Consider the following 23,308-nt stretch of genomic DNA (forward strand, 5'->3'; position numbering starts at 1 on the left):
GTTTTTTTATGACAGAGACAAATCTATATATCGTTCGCCACGGCAAAACGATGTTCAATTCACTAACGCGAGTCCAAGGCTGGTGTGACACGCCACTGACTAAATCAGGTCGCCAAGGGATTCATTACGTTGGGCTAGGCTTACAAGATACAAATTTTGTGGAAGCTTACTCCAGTGACTCTGGCCGAGCGATCGAAACGATGCGGATTTTATTAGGCGAGCATCCAACTGGTAAAGAGATCCCTTACCATGTCGATCCGCGAATTCGCGAATGGTGCTTTGGTTCATTAGAAGGAGCTTATGATGCGGAGATGTGGGGCGTGATCCCTCGAGTCTTAAATTTCAAAACCGAAGACGACATGTTTGCTACTGATGTCACCTTCCAAGAGATCGCCGATGCAGTCTACAATGCCGATACAGCCAATTGGGCAGAAACCTACGAAAAATTACGCTCGCGGGTTTGGGAAGGTTTTGAAGATATCGCGCAACGGCGGGAGAAAGATGGTGGCGGGAATGTCTTGATCGTCTCTCATGGTTTGACGATCGCTTTCTTATTGAATTTGATCGACTCAGATCAACCGGTTCGCGCTAATTTATTAAACGGCAGTATCAATCAATTGAATTATAAAGAAGGCAAATTCACCATCAAAGCGATCAATGACATCAGTTACATGGAACGCGGTAAGATGATTTCTGATCAACGACTCGCTTAAGGTATTCAAAAGTGGCAAAAAGTGATCGGTTAGTAAAAAATAGGGAAGAGGATATGACCCATGTCCTCCTCCCTATTTCTTTTCAAATCAATAGCCACTAACACGGTGCGCTGCGCTTTTTTGCCGCAAGGAACTTTTTGTTGGAAATTTGATTTTTAATAGCAATTTAGAAAGGCTAACGTTATACTATTATTTGGTATTACTCAGAAAGGAAGTCAGCTATGTTTTTTATGAATATTTTTAAAGCGGTCATTCTCGGGATCGTGGAAGGGATCACCGAGTGGCTGCCGATTTCATCGACGGGACACTTGATCTTAGTCGATGAATTTATCAAGATGGATGTCTCTTCGGATTTTACGACGATGTTCAATGTCGTGATCCAGCTTGGGGCAATCTTAGCAGTCGTCGTGTTGTATTTCCATAAACTCAATCCATTTTCTCCTAAAAAAAGTACTCGAGAAAAAAATGACACTTGGATCTTGTGGTCAAAAGTTTTAGTCGCTTGTATCCCCGCTGCCATCTTGGGGATTTTACTGGATGACTTTTTAGAAGCGCACTTCCACAAATTTTTACCAGTTGCGATCATGTTGATCGTTTACGGGATCGCTTTTATCGTAGTCGAACGGTACAACAAACACAAAACACCTAAATGCACGGATCTCAACAAGTTTACTTATCAAGCCGCTTTGATCGTTGGGTTTTTCCAAGTGCTGTCGCTGATGCCCGGGACTTCTCGTTCAGGCGCGACGATTTTAGGCGCGATTTTGATCGGCTCTTCGCGTTTTGTCGCTACGGAATTTTCTTTTTTCCTCGGGATTCCCGTTATGTTCGGGGCTAGTGGGATCAAGATCTTAAAATTTTTAGCAGCTGGCAATGTCTTCGGCTTCCAAGAGGTCGTGATCTTATTAGTCGGGATGGTCACCGCGTTTGTCGTATCCATCATCGCAATCAAGTTCTTATTGGATTACATCAAGAAAAACGACTTTACCGTCTTTGGCTGGTACCGAGTGATCTTAGGGGTCATTTTGATCGGCTATTGGCTCGTAGCATTATAAAAATAATTTTACTAATAGGCAAAGAGGGAGCCGGACCGATCAAGTGTCCAGCTCCCTCTTTGGGTTTGCTAGCGGTGTTTCGACTAACTGATAATCACTTTCGTTCTCAATTAGCGATTTTTATTATCAATTAGCTTTTGGATATGGTAAGGTAAAAATGAAAGAGCAGCCACTTGGAGCCCACCGGAATGTTACCTCAAAATATTTCGCCTTGCCCTTTGACGAACTACACTTTACTAGTAAGTGTGATCGCCAAAACCAGCTGTCTCCCATAACCATCACAAAGGAGTGAATACGATGAGCCGCACAGAAAAACAAGCCTTTGCAGCTACTTTGATCTGTCTCAGCTTGATGTTAGCCGGAAAAATAGCAGCAGCCACCGACGTTGCTTTTTACCCGTTCTTATTTTTAGCAGCCATCTTCATTGGCGGATTCAAACAAACCAAAGAAGGAATTTTAGAATTATTCCAATCTAAAACCTTAAATGTCGATTTACTGATGGCACTAGCCGCATTAGGTGCTTGTGTGATCGGAAACTATTTTGAAGGCGCGATGCTGACCTTTATTTTTTGTTTGAGTGGTGCACTAGAAGAATACGCTACTAACAAAAGTACGAAAGAGATTTCCGCTTTGATGGCTTTGAACCCCACAACTGCCTTGAAGGTCGTTGCAGGCACCCATGTCGAAGTCGATGTTTCCGAGTTAGCAGTCAACGACCACGTCTTCGTCCCTAAAGGTAGCGAAGTCCCAATCGATGGCATCTTACTCGCAGGCGAAACCTCAATTGATGAAGCCGCGATTTCTGGTGAGTCAATTCCCGTAGAAAAAAAAGTTGGCGCCGAATTATTTAGCGGCACCATCAACCTAGGTCAAGCATTCACTTTGCAAGTCACTAAAAAGTCTGATGAGACGTTGTTTGCCCAGATCATCAAGCTGGTTGAAGAAGCTCAACAAAATCAAGGGAAAACTGCCAGTTTCATTGAACGGATCGAAAATACTTATGTCAAAATCGTTTTGGCAGCCGTTCCACTGATGATTTTATTTTTCTACTTTGGCTTGAATTGGAGTTTCACTGAAAGTTTCTATCGCGGAATGGTCATGTTAGTCGTTGCCTCCCCTTGCGCGTTAGTCGCTTCTGTGACCCCCGCCACGTTAGCCGCGATTTCAAATGGTGCCAAAAAAGGAATCTTATTCAAATCTGGTGAATACCTTGAGCAGTTAGCCGAACTTAAAGCCATCGCCTTTGATAAAACGGGTACTTTGACCCGAGGCAAACCGCAAGTCGTCAATGTAAAACTGTTGACGGAAGATCCCGAAGTCGTCCAAGTCTTATTAGCGATGGAACAACGCTCCACTCACCCGCTTGCTAAAGCAGTGATGCAATTTTTTGCCGCTGAAAAAATTGCCCCGCTGACGGATTTGACAGTTGAAGAGATCGCAGGCTTTGGACTTGAAGCCACGTATGCTAATAGCCGTTGGATCTTAGGAAAACACGCTTTTGATCCAGTAAATGATCCTAGCGCACAAGCAGAACGAGCCAACATCGAGAATTTGACCGCTCAAGGGAAAACCGTCATTTTTTTAGCTCGTGATCAAACCCTCGTCGCTTATTTAGCCTTGATCGATCAGCCGCAAAAAAACGCAGCGGCTATGATCGCTTACTTCAAACAATTAGGTATCAAAACTACCATGCTTACCGGTGATAATTACGGTTCAGCTCGCTACGTCGCCCAAAAAGTCGGGCTTGATGACTTCAAAGCTAGTCTTTTACCTCAAGATAAGACAGAGTTTGTTAAAGCAGAAAAAGCCCACTACCAAGTCAACATGATGGTGGGCGATGGGATCAATGACGCGCCGGCTTTAGCTAACGCTGCGATCGGAGTCGCAATGGGTGAAGGAACAGATGTCGCGATGGATGTATCTGACATGGTCATCATGCAAAGCGAGCTGAGTAAACTCACTTACAGTCATCGACTCGCATTAAAATTAAAAAAGATCGTCCGCCAAAATATTATCTTTTCCCTCAGTATCATCGCGTTACTGTTAGTGACGAACTTTAGTCAAATTTTGAATTTACCCCTCGGTGTCATTGGCCATGAAGGCAGCACGATCTTAGTGATCTTAAATGGACTGCGGCTCTTATTACCACTAAAAGAACCAACAGATAAACGCCCCCAAAAATGTGCGCAGTGTCCTCTTAATCAAGTCCAAGCTTAACTAGCAAAACATTGACACCTTAGTAGTCGCTTTCTACTAAGGTGTTTTAATTTCCGCTAGTAAAACTGCTGTGATGTACTGATACATAAAATACGGCAGCATCAACACCACTACTGGCAGCAATAAAAAAAGATCGGTCGTTGTGATATAAATCAAACTTTCCACATACAAGATCAAAAGAAGTAACAAACTGAACCCGGAATGTCCACTAGTCAAGTTCCGTTTTTGCTGCAACCGTTTGCTGCGATCATAGATCAACGCTAACAATAAAATAAACAATACCATCACACAACTTCCAGCCAGTAAGTTAGTAGAATGCATCGTCAGCCAGCAAATAAGATTGAAAATGCCTAGTCCTAAAATTTCAGCTAACCGCGCTTTGAACACTTTCATTTGATCCCTCCTAATCTTTCTGATCACAACTAACGCGTAACCTCATAAATTTATTATAACAAAAAAACGATTTCATGATTAATTCACTAGCCAGAAATTTTTGATCCTCATCCTGGTAGATTGTCCCAAACGAATCATCACTAAATAAGAGCGCGCAAAAAGTTAACTCCGCTTTTTGCGCGCTCTTGTCTTTTTATTTAAAATTCGTAAGTTCCTGTTAACACAATCCGTTCAAACTTTAATCCAACCAACCTGTTGGATCTTCTCGCCATTTTTTTAATAACGCTAATTGTGCTGCGGTGATTTTATTTTCTGTCCGTGCAGTTTCGATCAAAGTAGAATAATTTGTCAAAGTCAGCAGTGGCAATTCAGCTTTAGCAAAGTTTTCTTTTCCTTGTGGCAATTCATACGTAAAGATCGCCGCTACACCTAAGACTTCTGCGCCTTCCTTATTTGCAGCAGCAGCAGCTTCTAACACGCTGCCTCCCGTTGAGATCAAATCTTCAATCACGACCATTTTTTGTCCGTTGGTGATACGGCCTTCGATTTGATTTCCTTTACCGTGATCTTTTGGTTTGCTGCGGATATAGACCATCGGCAAATTCAACAGTTCAGCGACCCATGCTGCATGGGGAATCCCTGCAGTTGCAGTACCGGCGATGACTTCGACTGTCGGAAATTCAGCTTTGATTTTTTCAGCTAACCCTTGTGCAATCGCACGGCGGACGGCTGGGTAACTCATCGTGATCCGATTGTCGCAATAGATCGGACTTTTGATCCCACTCGCCCACGTAAACGGTTCGTCGGGACTCAAAAAAACTGCTTGAATATCTAAAAGATCTTTCGCGATTGTTTCTGCCATTGCCATTACTGTTCACCATTCCATTCTTGTTTGATTTTTAAATACGCTTGATACGGCTCAGCAGCTTGAGTGATGGGGCGACCCACCACGATATAAGTCGAACCGATCGTGCGAGCTTTTGCTGGATCAACGACCCGCTTTTGATCTCCCACCTCAGCGCCAAGCGGTCGAATCCCCGGTGTGAGGCAGACAAAATCTGTATCTGTTGCAGCTTTGATTTGTGCGACTTCTAACGCTGAGCAGACGACTCCGTCTAGTCCGGCTTTTTTAGCACATTGCGCGTAATGGATGACGCTTTTAGTTAGCGAAACCTCGATCAATTGATCTGCGTGCATCTGAGCTTCACTAGTTGAAGTCAATTGCGTGACTGCGATCAGTTGCGGAATCTTTTTCCCAGTCGGTGTCCCTTCGACTAATCCTTTTTTAGCGGCTTGCATCATTTCGATCCCACCCGCTGCATGGACATTGACGATCGAAACCCCTAAACTCGCTAAGCCACGCATTGCTTTTTGAACTGTATTCGGAATATCATGGAGTTTTAAATCTAAAAAGACCGCGTGACCTTGGGCAATCAATTCTTTCACGATTGCCGGACCGGTTTGATAAAATAATTCCATTCCGATTTTGACAAATAACTTTTCGGTCGTTGGAAATTGAGCCATAAACTGAGCTACCTCTGCTTGGTTTGCAAAATCTAATGCGATGATCGGTCGTTTTTCCATTAGTTGCGTGCCTCCTTGACTTCTTGTCGTAATTGTTCTAAAGATTCGATCCCCAGTTCGGCCATTCGAGCTGGTAATTGCTCGATCAATTTCGGACAGATGAATGGATCAGTGAAGTTAGCTGTCCCCACCGCTACCGCACTAGCTCCGGCCATAAACATCTCTAAAACATCATCCACCGTTTGGACACCACCCATTCCGATAATCGGTAAGTCCGTTACTCCGGCGACTTGATGGATCAAACGGATCGCTACCGGTTTAACCGCTGGACCAGATAAGCCACCCGTTTGATTGGCTAAGATCGGCCGACGGGTTTTCAGATCGATCCGCATTCCCATCAACGTATTGATCATGGAAAAACCATCGGCTCCGGCTGCTTCGATCGCTTTAGCAATCACAACGATATCCGTGACATTCGGAGTCAGTTTCACATAGATCGGAACTTCGGAAACGGATTTGACAGCTTTTGTCAGTTGATAGGCGATCTCAGGGTCGGTCCCGAACAACATCCCGCCATGTTTTACATTGGGACAAGAGATATTCAGTTCGATGGCGTGAACATTTTTGGCTTGGCTGATCGTTTGGCAAACTTCCACGTAATCTTCTTCGCATGAGCCGGCCACGTTAGCGATGATTGGAAGTTCTTCGTATTGTTCCAAACTTGGTAAGATCTCATGACAGACCACCTCAAGTCCAGGATTTTGCAGCCCGATCGCATTTAACATCCCGCTAGGTGTCTCTGCCACACGCGGCGTTTCATTGCCAAAGCGTGCTTTAGGCGTCGTAGCTTTGATCATGATCGAACCTAGTTGATTCAAATCATAATAATCTGCGTACTCTTTGCCAAAACCAAAACAACCACTGGCTGGCATGATTGGATTTTTCAAATCAAGTCCGGGGAGTTTAACGGCTAATGGATTCATTAAAAGACCACCTTTCCAGCTTTGAAAACAGGACCATCTTCACAGACTTTCGCACTTTTTAAGCCAGTCTCGTCATCGGCTAAATGTACCACACAAGCATAACAAGCGCCCATCCCGCAAGCCATGCGCGATTCTAAAGATAATTGGATATTATCAAGCTGCGGATAAAGCTGTTCAACAGTTTTTAACAAGCCGTTGTTCCCGCAAGCAAAAACGGCATCCGGCTGCTGTTTTTCAGCCAGCAACAAGTTTCCGACATTGCCTTGCAGACCAAAAGTCCCGTCATCGGTCGCAAAACGTGTTTTGCCTAATGCTTGAAATTCAGCGGCGTAGTAGATCACTTCTTTTGAAGCAAAGCCTAAAAAATGAACGACTTGGATATTTTTTTCGATCAGCCGTTTCGATAGTTCATATAATGGAGGCACGCCGATCCCACCGCCGACGACAAACGCCGTATCGCCAGACTTCAAGCCGCTGAGATCAAATCCGTTTCCTAATGGCCCCATCACATCGAGTTTGTCCCCCGCTTTTAGTTGCGCAAAGGCTTTTGTCCCATCACCTTCTGTCCGATAAATGATCGTACACGTTTGTTTAACGGGATCGATCTGATTTAAACTGATCGGTCGACGCAACAAAAGATCTGCTCGCGGTGCTTTGATGTGTAAAAACTGGCCCGGTTGTTTCATCTCATTGACTAATTCGCCTGCCAAGACCATTTCAAAGATTCGCGGTGCTAATTGGCGTTGGCTTTTGATCGTCATCATTTCTTGTTTCATTTGCGGCCTCCTATTGACAAGAAGTGAGCTCGGCTGGAGCACACTTCTAAAAATTTTTGCTTGGATCAAATCAGTAGCTGACTTGATTTATGCTAGTTTCAGTTAAATCGCTTGGATCGAAAAAGCTCGCGATTCCATCACTTTTAAGATGGCATTTGCTGTATCCAGTGATGTAAACAGTGGCACGCCATGTTCCACAGCTTCGCGGCGAATAATAAAACCATCTTCAGACGCGTTTTGGCGATCTTTATCCATCGTGTTGATCACGACTTGGGCTTGACCAGACCGGATCAGTTCCAAGACATTCTCTTCCGTTGCTTCGGAGATTTTTGCGACACGTTTGACACTTAAACCGTGTGCTTCAAAAAACTCTGCCGTTCCAGAAGTGGCTAGTAAGCTATAGCCGACTTCTTTAAACCGTTTCGCTAACTCTAAGGCTTCTGCTTTTGATTCATCGGCGATCGTAAACAAGACAGCACCATAACTTGGTAAATGCAGACCCGCAGCTTCAAACGCTTTATACAATGCTTTTTCTAAATTACGATCTGAACCCATGACTTCCCCAGTGGATTTCATTTCCGGTCCTAAGTAAGTATCGACTTTTTGTAATTTAGTAAAGCTGAAGACCGGCGCTTTCACGTGGACTAAGCGGCTTTCTGGATACAAGCCATCATGATAGCCTAAGTCGGTCAAACTTTGACCTAAGATAGCTTTTGTCGCGATTTGAGCCATTGGAATATTCGTGATCTTACTTAAAAACGGAACAGTCCGGCTCGCCCGCGGATTGACCTCGATCACATAAACTTGTTCGTCATGGATGACAAATTGGATATTCATCATGCCCATGCAATTCATTCCCAATGCTAAACGCCGCGTGTAGTCTTCAATCGTCTGTTTGATTTGATCCGAAAAAGTTTGGGGAGGATAAACTGCCATCGAATCCCCTGAATGGACGCCGGCCCGTTCGATATGTTCCATAATTCCTGGAATCAACACCGTTTTACCGTCACAGATGGCATCGACTTCGCATTCTTTTCCGACTAGATAACGGTCGACTAAGACTGGATGCTCAGGTGAAGCTTTGACGGCGTTTGCCATATAATCTTCTAAGTCGGCTTGGTTTTCGACGATCTCCATCGCCCGTCCACCTAAGACATAACTTGGCCGCACTAAGACTGGGTAGCCGATCCGTTCGGCGATTTTTACCGCTTCTTTGGCACTGATTGCGGTATCGCCTTCTGGTTGTGGGATGTCTAAGTCTTTTAACACTTGCTCAAACAAATCACGATCTTCCGCGCGGTCTAAATCTTTGATGTCTGTTCCCAAGATCTTCACACCATTTGCCACTAATGGTGCAGCAAGGTTGATGGCGGTCTGGCCACCGAATTGGACGATGACGCCGATCGGTTGTTCCAACTCGATCACATTCAAAACATCTTCCAAGGTCAACGGTTCAAAATATAATTTATCTGAGATCGAAAAATCAGTCGAGACAGTTTCGGGATTACTATTCATGATGATTGCTTCATAGCCTGCCGCTTGGATCGCTTTGACTGAATGGACGGTGGCGTAATCAAATTCCACTCCTTGCCCGATCCGAATCGGACCTGAACCTAAAACTAAGACGGATTGTTTTTCAGAACGAATACTTTCATTTTCAAATTCATAACTGCTGTAGAAATACGGCGTTTGTGATTCAAATTCAGCTGCACACGTATCCACCATTTTATAGACGGGCGTGATTTTTTCGGCTTTGCGCAGTGCGCGCACGTCTGCTTCAGCGTTGCCCCATAGTTGAGCGATTTTATGATCGGTAAAACCATTTTGCTTAGCGATTTTCAACACCGTTAAGTCTTCGATTTTTTCAGCTAACGCTTTTTCGATCTCAATGATGTGTAAAATTTTATCTAAGAAGAACAGATCGATCTTTGTTAATTCACTCAACTCTTCAATCGTATACCCACGGCGCAAAGCTTCCGCTAAATAAAACAAGCGATCATCTTGAGCTTTGACGATTTTTTCAGTCAATTTATCATCGGTCACATCGTGTAATTCTGCTAATTCGAGATGGGTCGTCCCGATCTCTAATGAGCGCACCGCTTTTAGTAAAGCTTCTTCAATATTCCGACCGATCGCCATCACTTCACCGGTGGCTTTCATTTGTGTTCCTAAGACCCGTTCGCCGCTTTCAAATTTATCAAACGGCCAGCGCGGGATCTTGGCAACGACATAATCCAGCGCCGGTTCAAATTCGGCATAGGTCGTTTCCGTTACGGGGTTTTTCATTTCATCTAAGGTCAAACCGACTGCGATCTTCGCTGCTAATTTGGCGATCGGATAGCCCGTCGCTTTACTAGCTAACGCAGAAGACCGTGAGACCCGTGGATTGACTTCGATCACATAGTAATTGAAGCTGTGAGGGTCAAGGGCTAGTTGGACATTACAGCCACCTTCGATTTTTAACGCGCGGATGATCGCTAGTGAAGCATCCCGCAACTCTTGGTATTCATAATCTGATAAAGTCTGGCTCGGAGCAAAGACGATCGAATCTCCGGTATGAATACCCACGGGATCAAAGTTTTCCATGTTGCAGACTACGATTGCATTATCGGCAGAATCTCGCATCACTTCGTATTCGATCTCTTTAAAACCGGCGATCGATCGCTCAATCAAACATTGCGTCACCGGCGACAATTTCAAGCCGTTTTCAGCGACGATCTTTAATTCTTCTTCGGTGTCACACATACCGCCGCCTGTCCCACCTAATGTAAAAGCGGGTCGTACGATCACGGGATAACCGATCGTTTTAGCAAAAGCTAATGCTTCTTCGACTGTGTTGACGATTTCTGATTCTGGGATCGGTTGATCGAGTTCTTTCATCAATTTTTTGAATAAGTCGCGGTCTTCAGCTTGATCGATCGCGGATAATTTCGTACCTAACAATTCGATCTGAAGCTCGTCTAAAATACCTGAGTCAGCTAGTTCCATCGCCATATTTAAACCAGTCTGTCCACCTAAAGTCGGTAAGATCGCGTCTGGTAATTCTTTTCGTAAGATGCGGGAAACAAATTCTAACGTGATCGGTTCGATATAAACCGTATCTGCGATTTCTTGGTCGGTCATGATGGTTGCAGGGTTCGAATTGACTAAGACGACTTCATAGCCTTCTTCTTTTAAAGCTAAACAAGCTTGCGTGCCGGCATAGTCAAATTCTGCTGCTTGCCCGATCACGATCGGACCTGAACCGATCACCATGATTTTTTGAATATCTGTCCGTTTTGGCATTTATGCGTGCTCCTTTCCAGCATCCATCATTTCCATAAATTCATCAAACAAATGGACCGCATCATGTGGGCCCGGTGCTGCATCCGGATGGAACTGGACACTGAAAGCCGGATAGTCCCGGTGACGAATCCCTTCGATGCTGCCGTCATTGACTTCGACGTGTGTCACCATCAATTTTTCAGGATCGATCGTTTTTTCATCAACAGCGTATCCGTGATTTTGCGAAGTAAAGTCGATCCGACCGGTTGCGATCTCGCGAACGGGGTGATTCAACCCGCGGTGCCCGAACTTCATTTTGTAAGTGTTAGCGCCATTGGCTAAAGCAAATAATTGATGCCCTAAACAAATGCCAAAAATCGGAACGTGACCTTGAATCTTTTTGATCATCTCGATTGCTTCTGGCACATCTTTGGGGTCTCCTGGCCCGTTGGTCAACATCACACCATCGGGATTCAATTCTAAGATCGTCTCAGCTGTCGTATCATACGGCATGACGGTGATATTACATTGGCGCTTTGATAGCTCGCGTAAAATGCTGTGCTTCAAACCAAAATCGATCACGATCACATTGCGGCCAACACCTGGACTTGGGTAAGGTTTGGTAGTAGAAACTTGTGCCACTTGATTAGTCGGTAACACGGTCGCTTTCAATTGATCAAAAGCATGTTCTAATTGATCGCCCGGTTCTACCATACTGGCTTTCATCGTACCGTGTTGCCGTAATTTTTTCGTTAAAGCTCGCGTGTCGATCCCTGAGATGCCGGGAATTCCTTTGCGTTTTAAAAATTCATCTAGTGTCATTTGATTGCGCCAGTTACTTGCTAAGCGCGCATTTTCTTTGACTACGACCCCTTTACATGTCGGTGCGATCGATTCGTAATCATCACGGTTCACGCCATAATTTCCCACTAGCGGATAAGTAAACGTAATGATCTGACCGTTGAAACTTTGATCGGTGATCGTCTCTTGGTAGCCGGTCATACTCGTCGTAAACACGATCTCGCCAAAAATATTTGCTTCAGCTCCAAAGGCCTCGCCTTCAAAGACGGTGCCATCTTCTAAAATCAATAATCGTTTCACTAGTTTAGTCCTCCTTGTTATAGACGAGCTGACCGTCAACAAAAGTCATTAAGGTGTTCCCTTTGACTGGCCAGCCGATAAACGGTGTATTCACACCAAGGGAAGCAAATTTATGTTCGTCGATCTTTTCTTCATGATCTAAGTCAAACACGGCGATATCTGCCGCTTGTCCCACCGTCAACGTTCCAGCTGTCAAACCGAAAATTTCAGCCGGCTTGCGGCTCATCCAATCGATCACTTGTTCTAAAGTAAAACGACCCGTCGTCACAAAATGTGTGTAGATCAATTGGAACGCGGTTTCTGAACCAACGATCCCAAATGGGGCTTTCAAAAAGCTCTGATTTTTTTCTTCAAACCCATGAGGTGCGTGATCTGTCGCGATACAATCGATCGTGCCATCTAACAAGCCTTCAATCAAAGCAGCTTGGTCGGCTTTTGCTCGCAATGGCGGATTCATTTTCCAATAACCGAAATCGGCTGGAATATCTTCATCCGTCAAGAGTAAATGATGAGGGGAGACTTCCGCTGTCACGTGGACGCCGGCGCGTTTAGCATCGCGGATCACGCGCACACTTTCTTTGGTTGAAACGTGGCAGACGTGATAATGAACCCCCGTAGCTTCCGCTAAGATCACATCTCGTGCGATCTGAGAAGATTCTGTCGCACTCAAAATTCCCGGCAAGCCTAATCTTTCACTGACTTTTCCTTGGTGCATCACACCACCGAACAATAATGAATCGTCTTCTGTGTGGGCGACTAAAGCCAGATTTTGTTTAGCTGCTTCTTTCATCGCAAGATACATCGTTCCAGCCGTTTGCACCCCGACACCGTCATTAGTGAAGGCAAAAGCGCCTGCTTTTTTCAAAGCCGCTTGATCAGTCAAGACTTCACTGCGCAATTTTTCTGTGATCGGCGCGTATTGTTTTACATGAACAACGGCATCTTTTTTGATCAAGTCATAAAGTGCCGTCAATTTTTCAGCCGTATCAGGAACAGGATCGAGGTTTGGCATTGCGCAGACGGTGGTGAATCCTCCGCGAGCGGCCGCTTGAGTCCCTGTTTTGATTGTTTCTTTATACGTAAAACCTGGTTCGCGTAAATGGACATGGACATCAACTAAGCCTGGCGTGATCAGCTGATTTTTCGCATCATATACTTGGTCAAATTCCAATTCGCTAAAATCTGTTCCGATCCCTTTGATGATCCCGTCTTCTAACCATAGATCGGCTTTGGTCATTTCATTTTTGGTCGTTGAGATGTTCCCATTTTTAATTAATGTCTTCATAATTACGCTCCTTGTGAAATTGTTTAGGCTTTACCGTTTAAAATCGCTTCTAAGATCGCCATCCGGACGAAAACACCATTGCGCATTTGTTCCGTGATCCGCGACTGAAGGCTTTCTACTAATGAATCCGCGATCTCAACGTCTCGATTGACCGGTGCCGGATGCATGATGATCGCTTGTTTTGGTAACCGTTTTGCTCGTTTTAAGGTCAAACCAAAAGCCTGATGATACCCTTCTTTTGAAAAACTTTCATGTCCATCATGACGTTCGTGTTGCACGCGTAAAAGCATCATGACGTCGACTTTTTCCACCAGCTCATCGATTGGTAAATAAGTCCCGTAAACATCAAAGCTGTGGTCATACCATTGAGGCGGACCGGAAAAGTACACTTCAGCTCCCAATCGTTTTAACATTTGCATATTGGACTTAGCAACGCGCGAGTGGGTGATATCCCCGACGATGGCGACCTTTAAACCAGCAAAGTGACCAAACTCGTGATGGATCGTCATCAGATCCAATAAACATTGGCTAGGATGTTGTCCACTGCCATCGCCACCGTTGACGATCGAGCATTGGATCGTTTTACTTTGGATCAATTCATCGTAATAATTTTCCGCGCCGTGGCGGATCACACAAATGTCCACGCCTAACGCTGACATCGTCAAGACCGTATCGTAAAGCGTTTCGCCTTTTTGAACGGAACTCGTCTTCGCATCAAATTCGATCACGTCTAAGCCGAGTTTTTTTTCGGCAACTTCAAAACTTTTATGGGTTCGCGTACTGTTTTCAAAAAAAAGATTTGCCGCAAAGTATTGTTCTTTTTGAGGAGAAAAACGAGCTGTTCCATTTTTGAATGCTTGCGCTCGTCGGATCAATCCTAAAACTTCTTGATCCGTTAATGCTTCAACGGTTAATAAATGTTTCAAACTGATTTGTTCTGATTGGATGATCACGTTAAAACTCCTCCTTATTTCTCACTCCGCGCTTTTTCCGGTAAGATCAAATTCAAACCGATTCCTAACACAGTCGCCAAGGCCATCGAAGACAAGGTAAAGGTGCCTGCTTCAAAGACGAGGCCGCCGATCCCGATCACTAAAATACTTGAGGCGATCAATAGATTTTTTTTGCGGTCAAAGTCGATCTTGTTTTCGATCAAGATCTTCAAGCCGCTAGCAGCAATGACTCCGAATAAGACAAAACTGATACCGGAAATCACCGGACCTGGGATACTCAAGATCAATGCACTCAATTTCCCGACAAACCCTAATCCGATCGCTAATATGGCCGCGCCACCGATTACAAAGACACTGTGAACGCGCGTGATCGCTAACACGCCGATATTCTCGCCATAACTTGTTACGGGCGGACCACCGACTAGACCGGCGACGATCTGAGCTAAGCCATCCCCCATCAACGTGTGATCCAAACCAGGATCTTCAAAAAAGTTGCGCTTCGTCAATTTATTCAAAACCATCAAGTGTCCGATGTGTTCCGTCATGGTGACAAACGCGATCGGTGCCATCGTCGTGATCGCATTTAAATGCAGCCGCGGCGCGTAGTTTAGAAACGGGATCTCAAATGCCGGCAAAGCAAACCAATGCGCGGCTATGATCGGCTGGTAGTCGATAATCCCAAACAACATAGCGGTCAAATACCCTCCGATAATCCCTAAAAGAATCGGAAGCAAGCCTAGAAAACCAGAGAGACACATGTTGAAAAAAATCGTTAAGGCTAAGGTGATCAGCGCCACTAGCACGTATTTGAAATCGTAGTGACCGTTATTGTACATCGCGTTTTGAGCGGCGTTAGAAGCCAGCCCTAACCCGATGACCATCACGACTGGCCCCACCACGATCGGCGGTAAAATTTTATCCAACCAACTAGAGCCGATCTTTTTGATGATCAGCGAGACGATCAAGTACACAAGGCCGCAAGTGATCGCTCCTTGAGCTACCGCCGGGTAACCGTCAGATTTCATCAACAGCTTCATCGCGGCGATAAACGCAAAACTAGAACCGAGATAAGCCGGGATCTTACCGCTCGTCACGGTCAAATACACCAGTGTTCCAAGTCCCGATGAAACGAGCGCGATACTGGGGTTGATCCCCACTAAAATGGGAACTAAGACGGTTGCGCCAAACATCGTGAACAAATGCTGGATACTCAAGCCCACCCAATGCCCAAGTTTGGGCCGGTCGTGGATATCTAAAACGACATCATCATTGTGAAACTCTGTCATGAAAAATTACTCCTCTTCCTTTTGGATTAAGATTCGATCTTGCCCATCGCTTTCTTCCATTTCGACGATAATCTCTTCTGTCAATGCAGTGGGAATATTTTTTCCAACGTAATCTGCGCGGATCGGTAATTCACGATGGCCACGATCGACTAAGACCGCTAGTGAGATCCGATTTGGTCGGCCAAAATCCATCACTGCGTCTAGAGCTGCTCGGATCGTTCGTCCAGTGAATAAGACGTCATCCACTAAAATCACTTCTTTACCTTCAATTGAAAACGGAATGTCAGAAGAGTGAAGTTCCGGTTCGGCTAGTTCTTGGTTTTTGACATCGTCGCGATATAAGGTGATATCTAATTCACCGACTGGCACGTCGATTTGTTCCAGTTGTTTTAACCGTTCAGCGATCCGTTGCGCGATAAAGATCCCACGGGTTTTGATCCCGATCAATGCGATATCTTGGACGCCTTTGTTACGCTCGATAATCTCATAGGTGATCCGTGTCAACGCTCGTTTCATCGTTACTTCGTCTACTACTTCTTTTCTATACATCCTGTTTCCTCCTTAGACTTTAGACACAAAAAAACTCCTACCCGCAATTAGGTAGGAGGAATGTTTGCACACGCAGTTAAACTGCAGCTGGTACTAAGCGCACTTAGCTCAACTGAGTTACTTCCTTCTTAGCCTCACGGGACTATACTTAAAGGATTACTATGATTATTTTTTTGCTAGAACTACTATAACCTTCTTCAAACGAGAAATCAATCTTTTTTCGTTAATTTTGCTAAAGTTGTTTGAAAAATTTCAGGTAGCGGCGCTTCAAAGACCATTTCGGCTCCCGTAGTAGGATGCGTGAAACCCAACAGCTTGGCATGTAAAAATTGTCCATGTCCAGGTAACGTTTTTTTCGGTCCATATAACGGGTCCCCAGCAACAGGATAGCCGATGTATTGCATGTGGACCCGGATTTGGTGCGTCCGCCCCGTTTCTAATTGTAATTCCACGAGGGTGAAGCCGACAAAGCGTTCCAATACGGTAAAGTGTGTGACAGCTGGTTTCCCATCGGCTACAACAGCTTGCATTTTACGATTGACTTTTGAACGACCGATGGGTGCTTCTATCCGGCCTTTTTCATGGGGGATCTCGCCATGGACGAGAGCGACATATTTTCGCAGTGAGGTCTTATCTTTTAATTGTTTGGCTAGCGCTTCATGCGCGCGGTCATTTTTGGCGACCATCAATAAGCCAGATGTATCTTTGTCGATGCGATGGACGATCCCAGGACGCACGACGTCATTGATCGTTGAAAGATCTTTGACTTGATACAACAAGCCATTGACTAAAGTCCCGTGGCTGTGACCAGCTGATGGATGGACCACCATGCCTTGCGGTTTATTGACCACGACGACATCTTGATCCTCATACACGATCTCCAAGTCCAGATCCTCTGGTAACAGTTCTAGTTCTTCTGGCTCTGGAATTCGGATTACGATCACATCGCCCGCTGCAACTTTATAATTTGCTTTGACGACTTTACCTTTACTAGTGACGTGTTGTTCTTTGATCCACTGCTGGATCTGAGAACGGGAATATTCCGGTAAACGCTCGCTCAACACTTTATCGAGCCGACCGGTTTCTTTGTGAATGATTACTTCGATTTCATTTTCCATTTTTTTCTCTCTCATCTAATAGAATGTAAATAAAGATCATGGCGACTCCGATCACAAGTGCCATATCCGCAATATTGAAGATCGGAAAGTTGATAAAATCCAGTTGGAACATATCAACTACATACTGCAAGCGAATCCGATCAATAAAATTTCCGACCGCGCCAGCTAAAAATAAACTCAGCCCGATCGTCAACCACTTGCTTTCCTGCCGGTGACGCGCTAAATAATAGATCCCGCCGCCAACAGCCGCTACTGTGATCACGATAAAAAAAAGTTGCTGGCCGGCAAAAAGACTAAAGGCTCCACCGGTATTGCGGATGTAAGTCAACGACAAAACATGCGGGAGCACTTGGTGGCTGTCTCCTAGATTAAAATTGGCGACGATCCACGCCTTGAACAGTTGATCCGCTAAGATCACAGCTAGACTTAACACTAAATAAATGATCACCCTATTCTTCCTCTTTCTGATTATAAATATCCCGTGGCCGAATGATCCCTAATAAATTGCCGTCAGGATTGCCATCTTTGGTGATCAAGATCGCTTCTAACAACTTCTCAGTGTGGAACATTTTTTCGACCTCGGTTACCGTTACATCGCCCGCTACAAATTCAAAATTCGCGCGCTTTTGCGTCATAGTCAACAGCTCTTGGACCGTTTGATCCGTCAATTCGATCGGTCCGTTCAAACTAGCTTCTGCAAAAAACAAACCAATCGTCCGTAATGTGACCAAGCCTTGAAAGACACCTCGGTCATAGATTGGAAATTGAGAATAGCGTTTTGCGGCGACACTTTTCATCAGTTCTAAAAGTGGCAAAGTCTGCTCAAAGCCAGTTACTTTTTTAGCAAAGCGCGGTAAGACTTTTTCCGGATCCGTCAACGCTTTTTCAATCGTTAAGATCCGTTCGACGGCCCACGGATTTGGTTCAGCGATCACAAAATCATCCGCGATCTGATCGTGCACGATTGCATTACGCAATTGCGCCAGTTGTAATAGATCATTTTCGTGCGCGCCCACGAGATTGTCCCGTTTTTTCGATAGCCGGCGGACCATCTCGCTAAACCCCATACTGCTGGGATTGCCTAATTGCCGTTTCAATTCTTTTTCGATGCGATTGTAACTACTCAAAAATGTTTCTGCTTGTTTGCCCATGAGTCGCTCCTTTCAAAAAATTTAGCGGACTGACACTTCTGTAGTATAGTAAAAATACGCTCGGAAAGAAAGTCTTTTCCATTTTACTAAGCGTTTGCGCCAATTAAATCCCGACATTAGCAAAAAACGAAAACGGATGAGCGCAGTTACGCGCTGGTTCCGTTTTCGTTTTTCAATCCTTTTCACCGTTTGATTAAAACAATCCGATCGCATTTCCCGCTTGATCGACGTCCATATTCAAAGCAGCTGGTTTTTTCGGCAAACCTGGCATCGTCATGACATCTCCGGTCAACGCAACGATAAAGCCCGCACCGATCTTCGGTACAAATTCGCGGATCGTCACATCAAAATCAGTCGGTGCTCCCAATTGTTTTGGATCATCTGATAATGAATACTGGGTCTTGGCCATGCAGACCGGCAAACGATCCCAACCATATTTTTTGAAGCTGGCTAATTGTTGGCTCGCTTTTTTAGAATAGATCACTTCGGAGCCGCCATAGATTTCTCGAACGATCGTTGCGATTTTTTCTGGGAGATCATCTTTATCTTGACTGAAGATTGAATGGAAATTCGTTTCAGCATTTGCTTCGATCACCTCTACGACCGTCTTAGCTAAATCGACTCCGCCATCAGCACCTTTTTCCCACACACTCGCTAGCTCGACTTTGACTCCTTCGTTTTCACACAATTCTTTCAATAAGTCGATCTCTTTTTGCGTATCGCTGATAAATTCGTTAATCGCAACGACTACTGGCAGCCCATACTTTTGCATGTTTTGGATATGTTTAGCCAAGTTAGCGAACCCGTCTTTTAAAGCCGCTAAGTTTTCAGCACTCAACTCATTTTTTTCAACTCCGCCATGCATCTTAAGCGCACGGATCGTCGCGACAATCACCACGAGATCAGGCGCTTTGCCAAGGTTCGGAACTTTGATATCTAAAAATTTCTCGCCACCTAAATCAGCACCGAAACCGGCTTCAGTCACTGTGTAGTCGCCACAATGTAACGCCGTTTTAGTTGCGATGATACTATTACAGCCATGGGCGATATTGGCAAACGGTCCACCATGAACAAAAGCTGGTGTTTGGTAGATTGTTTGGACTAAGTTCGGTTTGATCGCGTCTTTTAAAAGCAACGCCAACGCGCCTTCCACTTTTAAATCACTGACAGTGACTGGCTGACGGTCAAAGGTGTACGCTACGACGATGTTTGCCAAGCGTTGTTTCAAATCTGCTAAGTCATTTGCTAAACACAAAATCGCCATGATCTCGCTAGCAACAGTAATATCAAAACCATCCTCTCGCGGCACACCATTGACGGGACCGCCTAAACCTGCCACGATCTGACGCAACTCACGGTCGTTTAAGTCCACCACACGCTTCCAGATCACGCGTCGGCTATCGATGTTCAGCTCATTGCCTTGATGGATATGATTATCTAGCAACGCCGATAACGCATTGTTAGCTGTCGTGATCGCATGCATGTCGCCGGTAAAATGCAGATTGATATCTTCCATCGGTAAAACTTGTGCGTAACCGCCACCAGTCGCACCACCTTTTAACCCCATCACAGGTCCTAATGAAGGTTCTCGCAGTGCGATCACAGTTTTTTTACCTAACTGATTCAAAGCATCTCCCAGTCCGACCGTCACTGTTGATTTACCTTCCCCGGCTGGTGTGGGGTTGATGGACGTCACTAAAATCAATTTCCCAACTGGATTTTGTTTGAGACGCTCTAAAGCCGAAAATTCGATCTTCGCTTTGTATTTTCCGTGAAGTTCTAGATCATCCACACTTAAATCCAATTTTTCAGCAATCTCTGTGATTGGTGCTAAGGTCGTTTCTTGTGAAATTTCGATATCTGTTTTCATAGCTCTTCCTTTCCCGAACGATCAGTGCAAGTTTACCATTTTTTATTCGTCCGTCTACATTATAACGATTTCTTTCTTAAAAATCATTAGTTTGAAACTGGTTTTTTGCTAAAAATTTTCAACTGACTACTTTGACATTGATTCCATGATACAATCAAAAGTGAAAAAGATAAACTGAAGTTGCTTCAATTTTTTCGCTATCGGGAAACACATCCCACTATAAAAACGCAAAGATTACTCTTCTCGACTAATCTTTGCGTCTTGATAATTGATCGTTAGTTTTGGGAAACGCTGGCGCAGATCTGCAACGAAACGCTCCCGACTTTTTTTGTGCATCAAGTAATGACGCTTTTTTTGCGGCGTGATGATCACGAGCCCGTCATTTCCGACAACGATTTTTTTGATTTCGCTGATCTTAATCGTTTCTTTTTTCCAAAAGCGGCTATAGTGCAACTCGATCCGATCCGCCGTGATCTTAAAATAACGTTTCAATCCAATCAAAACGGCGAGAAAAAATGCGCCGATCATCAAATTGCCTTTTAAGTAAGGCCGTGTATTTTCCAAGGTCAAGATCAGACCATAAAATAAAATGATCAATGAGACAGACCAATAAATAATACTGAGGGATAGTTCAGGTTGCCAAAAATACCTTTTTGCTTTCATGCGATTCCTCCAAAAGGATGATTAATTTGTTAAAAGTTTATACCGATGCCGCTACCAATCCCCAAACCAAAAAAAGTGGAGGAGGTCTTTTGATCGTCGGCGATGTCCAGCAACAGTTAGCCGTTCCATTAACTGAAACGACGAATCACGAAGCTGAGTTAGCGATCATCATCTATGCATTGCAGTATTTGCTGGAACACGACTTGCACCAGCAATCGATTTTTTTATATTCCGATAGTAAAACGGCCATTAAAATTTTAGACCAAGGCCACACAAAAAACAACCGTTTTCAGCCATATTTAGCACAGTTTAATCAAATCAGTGCTAAATTTCAATTATTGATCTTGCAGTGGGTCCCCGAAAGTAAAAACAAAGGCGCGGATAATTTAGCGCGCCAAGGGTTGAAATTACAAGATCGGCGAAAGTAGTCGCGAAAACTTTTGTTTAAAATTCAGCCACAGTGATTGGTCTTTGATCATTTGATCCGTCAATAGTTGAGCATCGTGCATATCTTTTTCAAACACACGCCGAAATTCTTTGGCGACGGCTGGATCGTAAATGAAACTAGAAACTTCAAAGTTCAACTCATAGCTCCGAATATCTTGATTAGTCGAACCAAATGTCGCTAGCTCATCATCGACCACCATCGTTTTGGCGTGTAAAAAACCCTTTTTATAATGATAGATCTTAACACCGCGTTCATGTAAATAATTCGCGTAGTACTGCGTCGCCCGATAAATAAATGGATGATCCGGCATATCCGGGATCATGATCCGTACATCGATCCCCGAGCGCACCGCGATCAAAAGCGCGTTGATCATCGTATCATCTGGAACTAAATACGGTGATTGGATCCACACACTTTTTTCAGCCGCTAAGATCAACCGGATAAACCCACCTTTGATGACTTGTTCTTCATTTTCAGGACCATCGGCTACGATTTGCATCGGAACCCCTTTTTTGATCGATTGCGGTATCACGAAATATTCGGGTAAATAATCTAGCTGATCTGTTTGATCTTTCACCGAAGCATTCCAATCGCGAATAAAGATCTCTTGTAACGTAAAACTCCCCGTTCCGACGATCCGGCCATGGGTATCTCGCCAATAGCCAAAGCGTTTACTTTCACCTAAATACTGATCGCCCACGTTGAAACCACCTGTCCAAGCGATCTGTCCATCGATCACCACGATTTTACGATGCAAGTGATAGTTCAAACGGGTTTTCGCGATGATATTTTTTGAAGTGATGAAAGCCGTGACCTTACCGCCATTTTTACGTAGTTGGGCAAAAAATGCATTGTTGGCTTTGGGCGAGCCCCACGGATCATAAATCAAACGAACTTCGACTCCTTGCGCTGCTTTTTCTTCTAAGATCCGTAAAAAACGATTGCCGATGTGATCATTGAAAAAAGCATAATATTCGACATGGATGTTGCGTTCCGCTTTTTTCAAATCCGCGAACAAATGATCAAACTTTTCAGTTCCATCATAAAAAAAATCCAGTTGATTGCGAGCAGTCAACGGTGATTCATCCAATGAATTGAAATAATGCGACAGTGTTTTGGCGGCTGGATATAGTTGGGTCGGTGTATTGGTCGTCACTTTTTGATTGTCTTTTTCAATCGTTTCACCAATCTCTTTGACGCGATTTTTATCTTCTTGATCAAACAGATAAATCGTTTCGCCATCGATCCCTCGCCCGCAAAACGCATACAAAATAAAACCGATCACCGGCAAAAAGATCAAGGTCAACAGCCACGCTAAAATCGTCGTGATACTACGCGGTTTCCGAAAAACCGTGATTGCAGCACCGATCGCATTCAGCACAAAGATCCCACCGATCACTTGTTCAGCTAGCCCCATTTGTAATTCCATCCAAATCCCCCCTTTTGTTACTGGTTTTTATTTACTCTCAGTTGTTTTAAGTTAAATAACTTATTTTTTCATTATAGCGAGAAATACAAAAAATAACAAGGGAGTAAGACAGCTGTTATGCCGGCTCTATAATATCTAGTGTTGGTGGCAGAATCTGTCGCGAACACTTTTTTATCTTTTTTGAAAAAAAGCAAAAAGACATCTTGAAATCCTTTAGAATAAAGTCGACAAAAACCAATCAAAAGGAGTGCTTCAAGATATCCAACTCAAATTTTATCAAAGAAATCCTCGATATTCTAGACCTAAATCTCACGTTTTCAGATCAACCTCTTTCGCAGGAGTTTATTGATGGGGAATCCTGTAAGGTTTTTGAAGGAAAACGAACCTATCAACCTGAACACTACTTTCATTGTCACCAAGAAAATAAGCAAACCATTATCAAATGGGGCTGGAAAAAGGTTTCGATCCTCTTAAATGACGTAAGCAACTACAAAACTATTCTTCGAATCGTTAAACAGCGGTTTAAATGT

The 23,308-nt window shown here is 44.2% G+C and carries 21 protein-coding genes and 1 pseudogene; 5 read left to right on the top strand and 17 right to left on the bottom strand.

Going from position 1 to position 23,308, the window contains the following annotated elements; genetic code table 11:
- Positions 1–8 precede the first annotated feature (8 nt).
- The 3 genes from GVJ38_RS03180 (at position 9) to GVJ38_RS03190 (ending at position 3,985) form a co-directional block, all read left to right on the top strand.
- Positions 9–713, top strand: a complete 705-nt coding sequence (locus GVJ38_RS03180; protein ID WP_159721726.1) for a histidine phosphatase family protein — start codon at positions 9–11, stop codon at positions 711–713.
- Between the two features lie 221 nt (positions 714–934).
- The gene (locus tag GVJ38_RS03185) at positions 935–1,768 is read left to right on the top strand and encodes an undecaprenyl-diphosphate phosphatase (RefSeq protein WP_159721727.1); all 834 of its coding nucleotides are present in this window, start codon (positions 935–937) and stop codon (positions 1,766–1,768) included.
- A 297-nt stretch (positions 1,769–2,065) separates the two neighbouring features.
- Entirely contained in the window at positions 2,066–3,985 is a 1,920-nt protein-coding gene (locus GVJ38_RS03190) for a heavy metal translocating P-type ATPase (protein ID WP_159721728.1), read from the top strand.
- A gap of 36 nt (positions 3,986–4,021) precedes the next feature.
- On the opposite strand, the gene GVJ38_RS03195 is transcribed toward GVJ38_RS03190, so the two are convergent.
- The 16 genes from GVJ38_RS03195 to GVJ38_RS03270 all read right to left on the bottom strand — a co-directional run bounded on the left by GVJ38_RS03195 (position 4,022) and on the right by GVJ38_RS03270 (position 20,901).
- A complete protein-coding gene (locus tag GVJ38_RS03195; RefSeq protein ID WP_159721729.1) occupies positions 4,022–4,378 on the bottom strand; it encodes a hypothetical protein in 357 nt (118 codons plus the stop codon).
- 238 nt (positions 4,379–4,616) lie between these two features.
- The gene (gene pyrE, locus GVJ38_RS03200; protein WP_159721730.1) at positions 4,617–5,246 is read right to left on the bottom strand and encodes an orotate phosphoribosyltransferase; all 630 of its coding nucleotides are present in this window, start codon (positions 5,244–5,246) and stop codon (positions 4,617–4,619) included.
- Entirely contained in the window at positions 5,246–5,962 is a 717-nt protein-coding gene (pyrF, locus tag GVJ38_RS03205) for an orotidine-5'-phosphate decarboxylase (protein WP_159721731.1), read from the bottom strand. The genes pyrE and pyrF overlap by 1 nt, the downstream gene beginning before the upstream one ends.
- Positions 5,962–6,885 carry a dihydroorotate dehydrogenase gene (locus tag GVJ38_RS03210; protein WP_159721732.1) on the bottom strand — a complete coding sequence of 308 codons (924 nt, stop codon included), beginning with the start codon at positions 6,883–6,885 and terminating at the stop codon, positions 5,962–5,964. Before GVJ38_RS03210 ends, pyrF begins: the two co-directional genes overlap by 1 nt.
- Complete coding sequence (locus GVJ38_RS03215; protein ID WP_442896000.1) at positions 6,885–7,703, bottom strand: dihydroorotate dehydrogenase electron transfer subunit; 819 nt, start codon at positions 7,701–7,703, stop codon at positions 6,885–6,887. Before GVJ38_RS03215 ends, GVJ38_RS03210 begins: the two co-directional genes overlap by 1 nt.
- Positions 7,704–7,763: 60 nt before the next feature.
- Complete coding sequence (carB, locus tag GVJ38_RS03220) at positions 7,764–10,946, bottom strand: carbamoyl-phosphate synthase large subunit (protein ID WP_159721734.1); 3,183 nt, start codon at positions 10,944–10,946, stop codon at positions 7,764–7,766.
- Positions 10,947–12,026, bottom strand: a complete 1,080-nt coding sequence (locus GVJ38_RS03225) for a carbamoyl phosphate synthase small subunit (RefSeq protein WP_159721735.1) — start codon at positions 12,024–12,026, stop codon at positions 10,947–10,949.
- Between the two features lie 4 nt (positions 12,027–12,030).
- Entirely contained in the window at positions 12,031–13,311 is a 1,281-nt protein-coding gene (locus GVJ38_RS03230) for a dihydroorotase (RefSeq protein ID WP_159721736.1), read from the bottom strand.
- Between the two features lie 23 nt (positions 13,312–13,334).
- Positions 13,335–14,264 (bottom strand): aspartate carbamoyltransferase catalytic subunit, encoded by a 930-nt coding sequence (locus GVJ38_RS03235; RefSeq protein ID WP_159721737.1) that lies wholly within the window; start codon positions 14,262–14,264, stop codon positions 13,335–13,337.
- A 14-nt stretch (positions 14,265–14,278) separates the two neighbouring features.
- On the bottom strand, positions 14,279–15,550 hold the full coding sequence (locus GVJ38_RS03240) for a solute carrier family 23 protein (RefSeq protein ID WP_159721738.1): 1,272 nt from the start codon (positions 15,548–15,550) through the stop codon (positions 14,279–14,281).
- A gap of 6 nt (positions 15,551–15,556) precedes the next feature.
- Positions 15,557–16,099: a bifunctional pyr operon transcriptional regulator/uracil phosphoribosyltransferase PyrR gene (pyrR, locus tag GVJ38_RS03245; RefSeq protein ID WP_159721739.1), complete on the bottom strand. Its 543-nt coding sequence runs from the start codon at positions 16,097–16,099 to the stop codon at positions 15,557–15,559.
- A 209-nt stretch (positions 16,100–16,308) separates the two neighbouring features.
- Positions 16,309–17,217, bottom strand: a complete 909-nt coding sequence (locus tag GVJ38_RS03250) for an RluA family pseudouridine synthase (protein ID WP_159721740.1) — start codon at positions 17,215–17,217, stop codon at positions 16,309–16,311.
- Complete coding sequence (lspA, locus tag GVJ38_RS03255; RefSeq protein WP_159721741.1) at positions 17,207–17,665, bottom strand: signal peptidase II; 459 nt, start codon at positions 17,663–17,665, stop codon at positions 17,207–17,209. Before lspA ends, GVJ38_RS03250 begins: the two co-directional genes overlap by 11 nt.
- Before the next feature lies 1 nt (position 17,666).
- Entirely contained in the window at positions 17,667–18,368 is a 702-nt protein-coding gene (locus GVJ38_RS03260; protein ID WP_159721742.1) for a CBS domain-containing protein, read from the bottom strand.
- Positions 18,369–18,561: 193 nt separating this feature from the next.
- Positions 18,562–20,238 carry a formate--tetrahydrofolate ligase gene (locus GVJ38_RS03265; RefSeq protein WP_159721743.1) on the bottom strand — a complete coding sequence of 559 codons (1,677 nt, stop codon included), beginning with the start codon at positions 20,236–20,238 and terminating at the stop codon, positions 18,562–18,564.
- A gap of 234 nt (positions 20,239–20,472) precedes the next feature.
- Complete coding sequence (locus tag GVJ38_RS03270) at positions 20,473–20,901, bottom strand: EbsA family protein (protein ID WP_159721744.1); 429 nt, start codon at positions 20,899–20,901, stop codon at positions 20,473–20,475.
- Between the two features lie 26 nt (positions 20,902–20,927).
- Between GVJ38_RS03270 and GVJ38_RS03275 the strand changes: the two genes are divergently transcribed.
- Complete coding sequence (locus GVJ38_RS03275; RefSeq protein ID WP_159721745.1) at positions 20,928–21,329, top strand: ribonuclease HI family protein; 402 nt, start codon at positions 20,928–20,930, stop codon at positions 21,327–21,329.
- Here GVJ38_RS03275 and cls read toward each other — a convergent pair.
- Positions 21,309–22,766 (bottom strand): cardiolipin synthase, encoded by a 1,458-nt coding sequence (cls, locus tag GVJ38_RS03280; protein WP_200849443.1) that lies wholly within the window; start codon positions 22,764–22,766, stop codon positions 21,309–21,311. The two genes, GVJ38_RS03275 and cls, sit on opposite strands and share 21 nt — an antisense overlap.
- Positions 22,767–23,035: 269 nt before the next feature.
- Here cls and GVJ38_RS03285 point away from each other — a divergent pair.
- Positions 23,036–23,308, top strand: a pseudogene (locus tag GVJ38_RS03285) (transposase family protein); the annotation flags it as partial.

The sequence above is a fragment of the Enterococcus sp. CSURQ0835 genome (assembly GCF_902706605.1).
Classification (GTDB): Bacteria; Bacillota; Bacilli; order Lactobacillales; family Enterococcaceae; genus Enterococcus_A.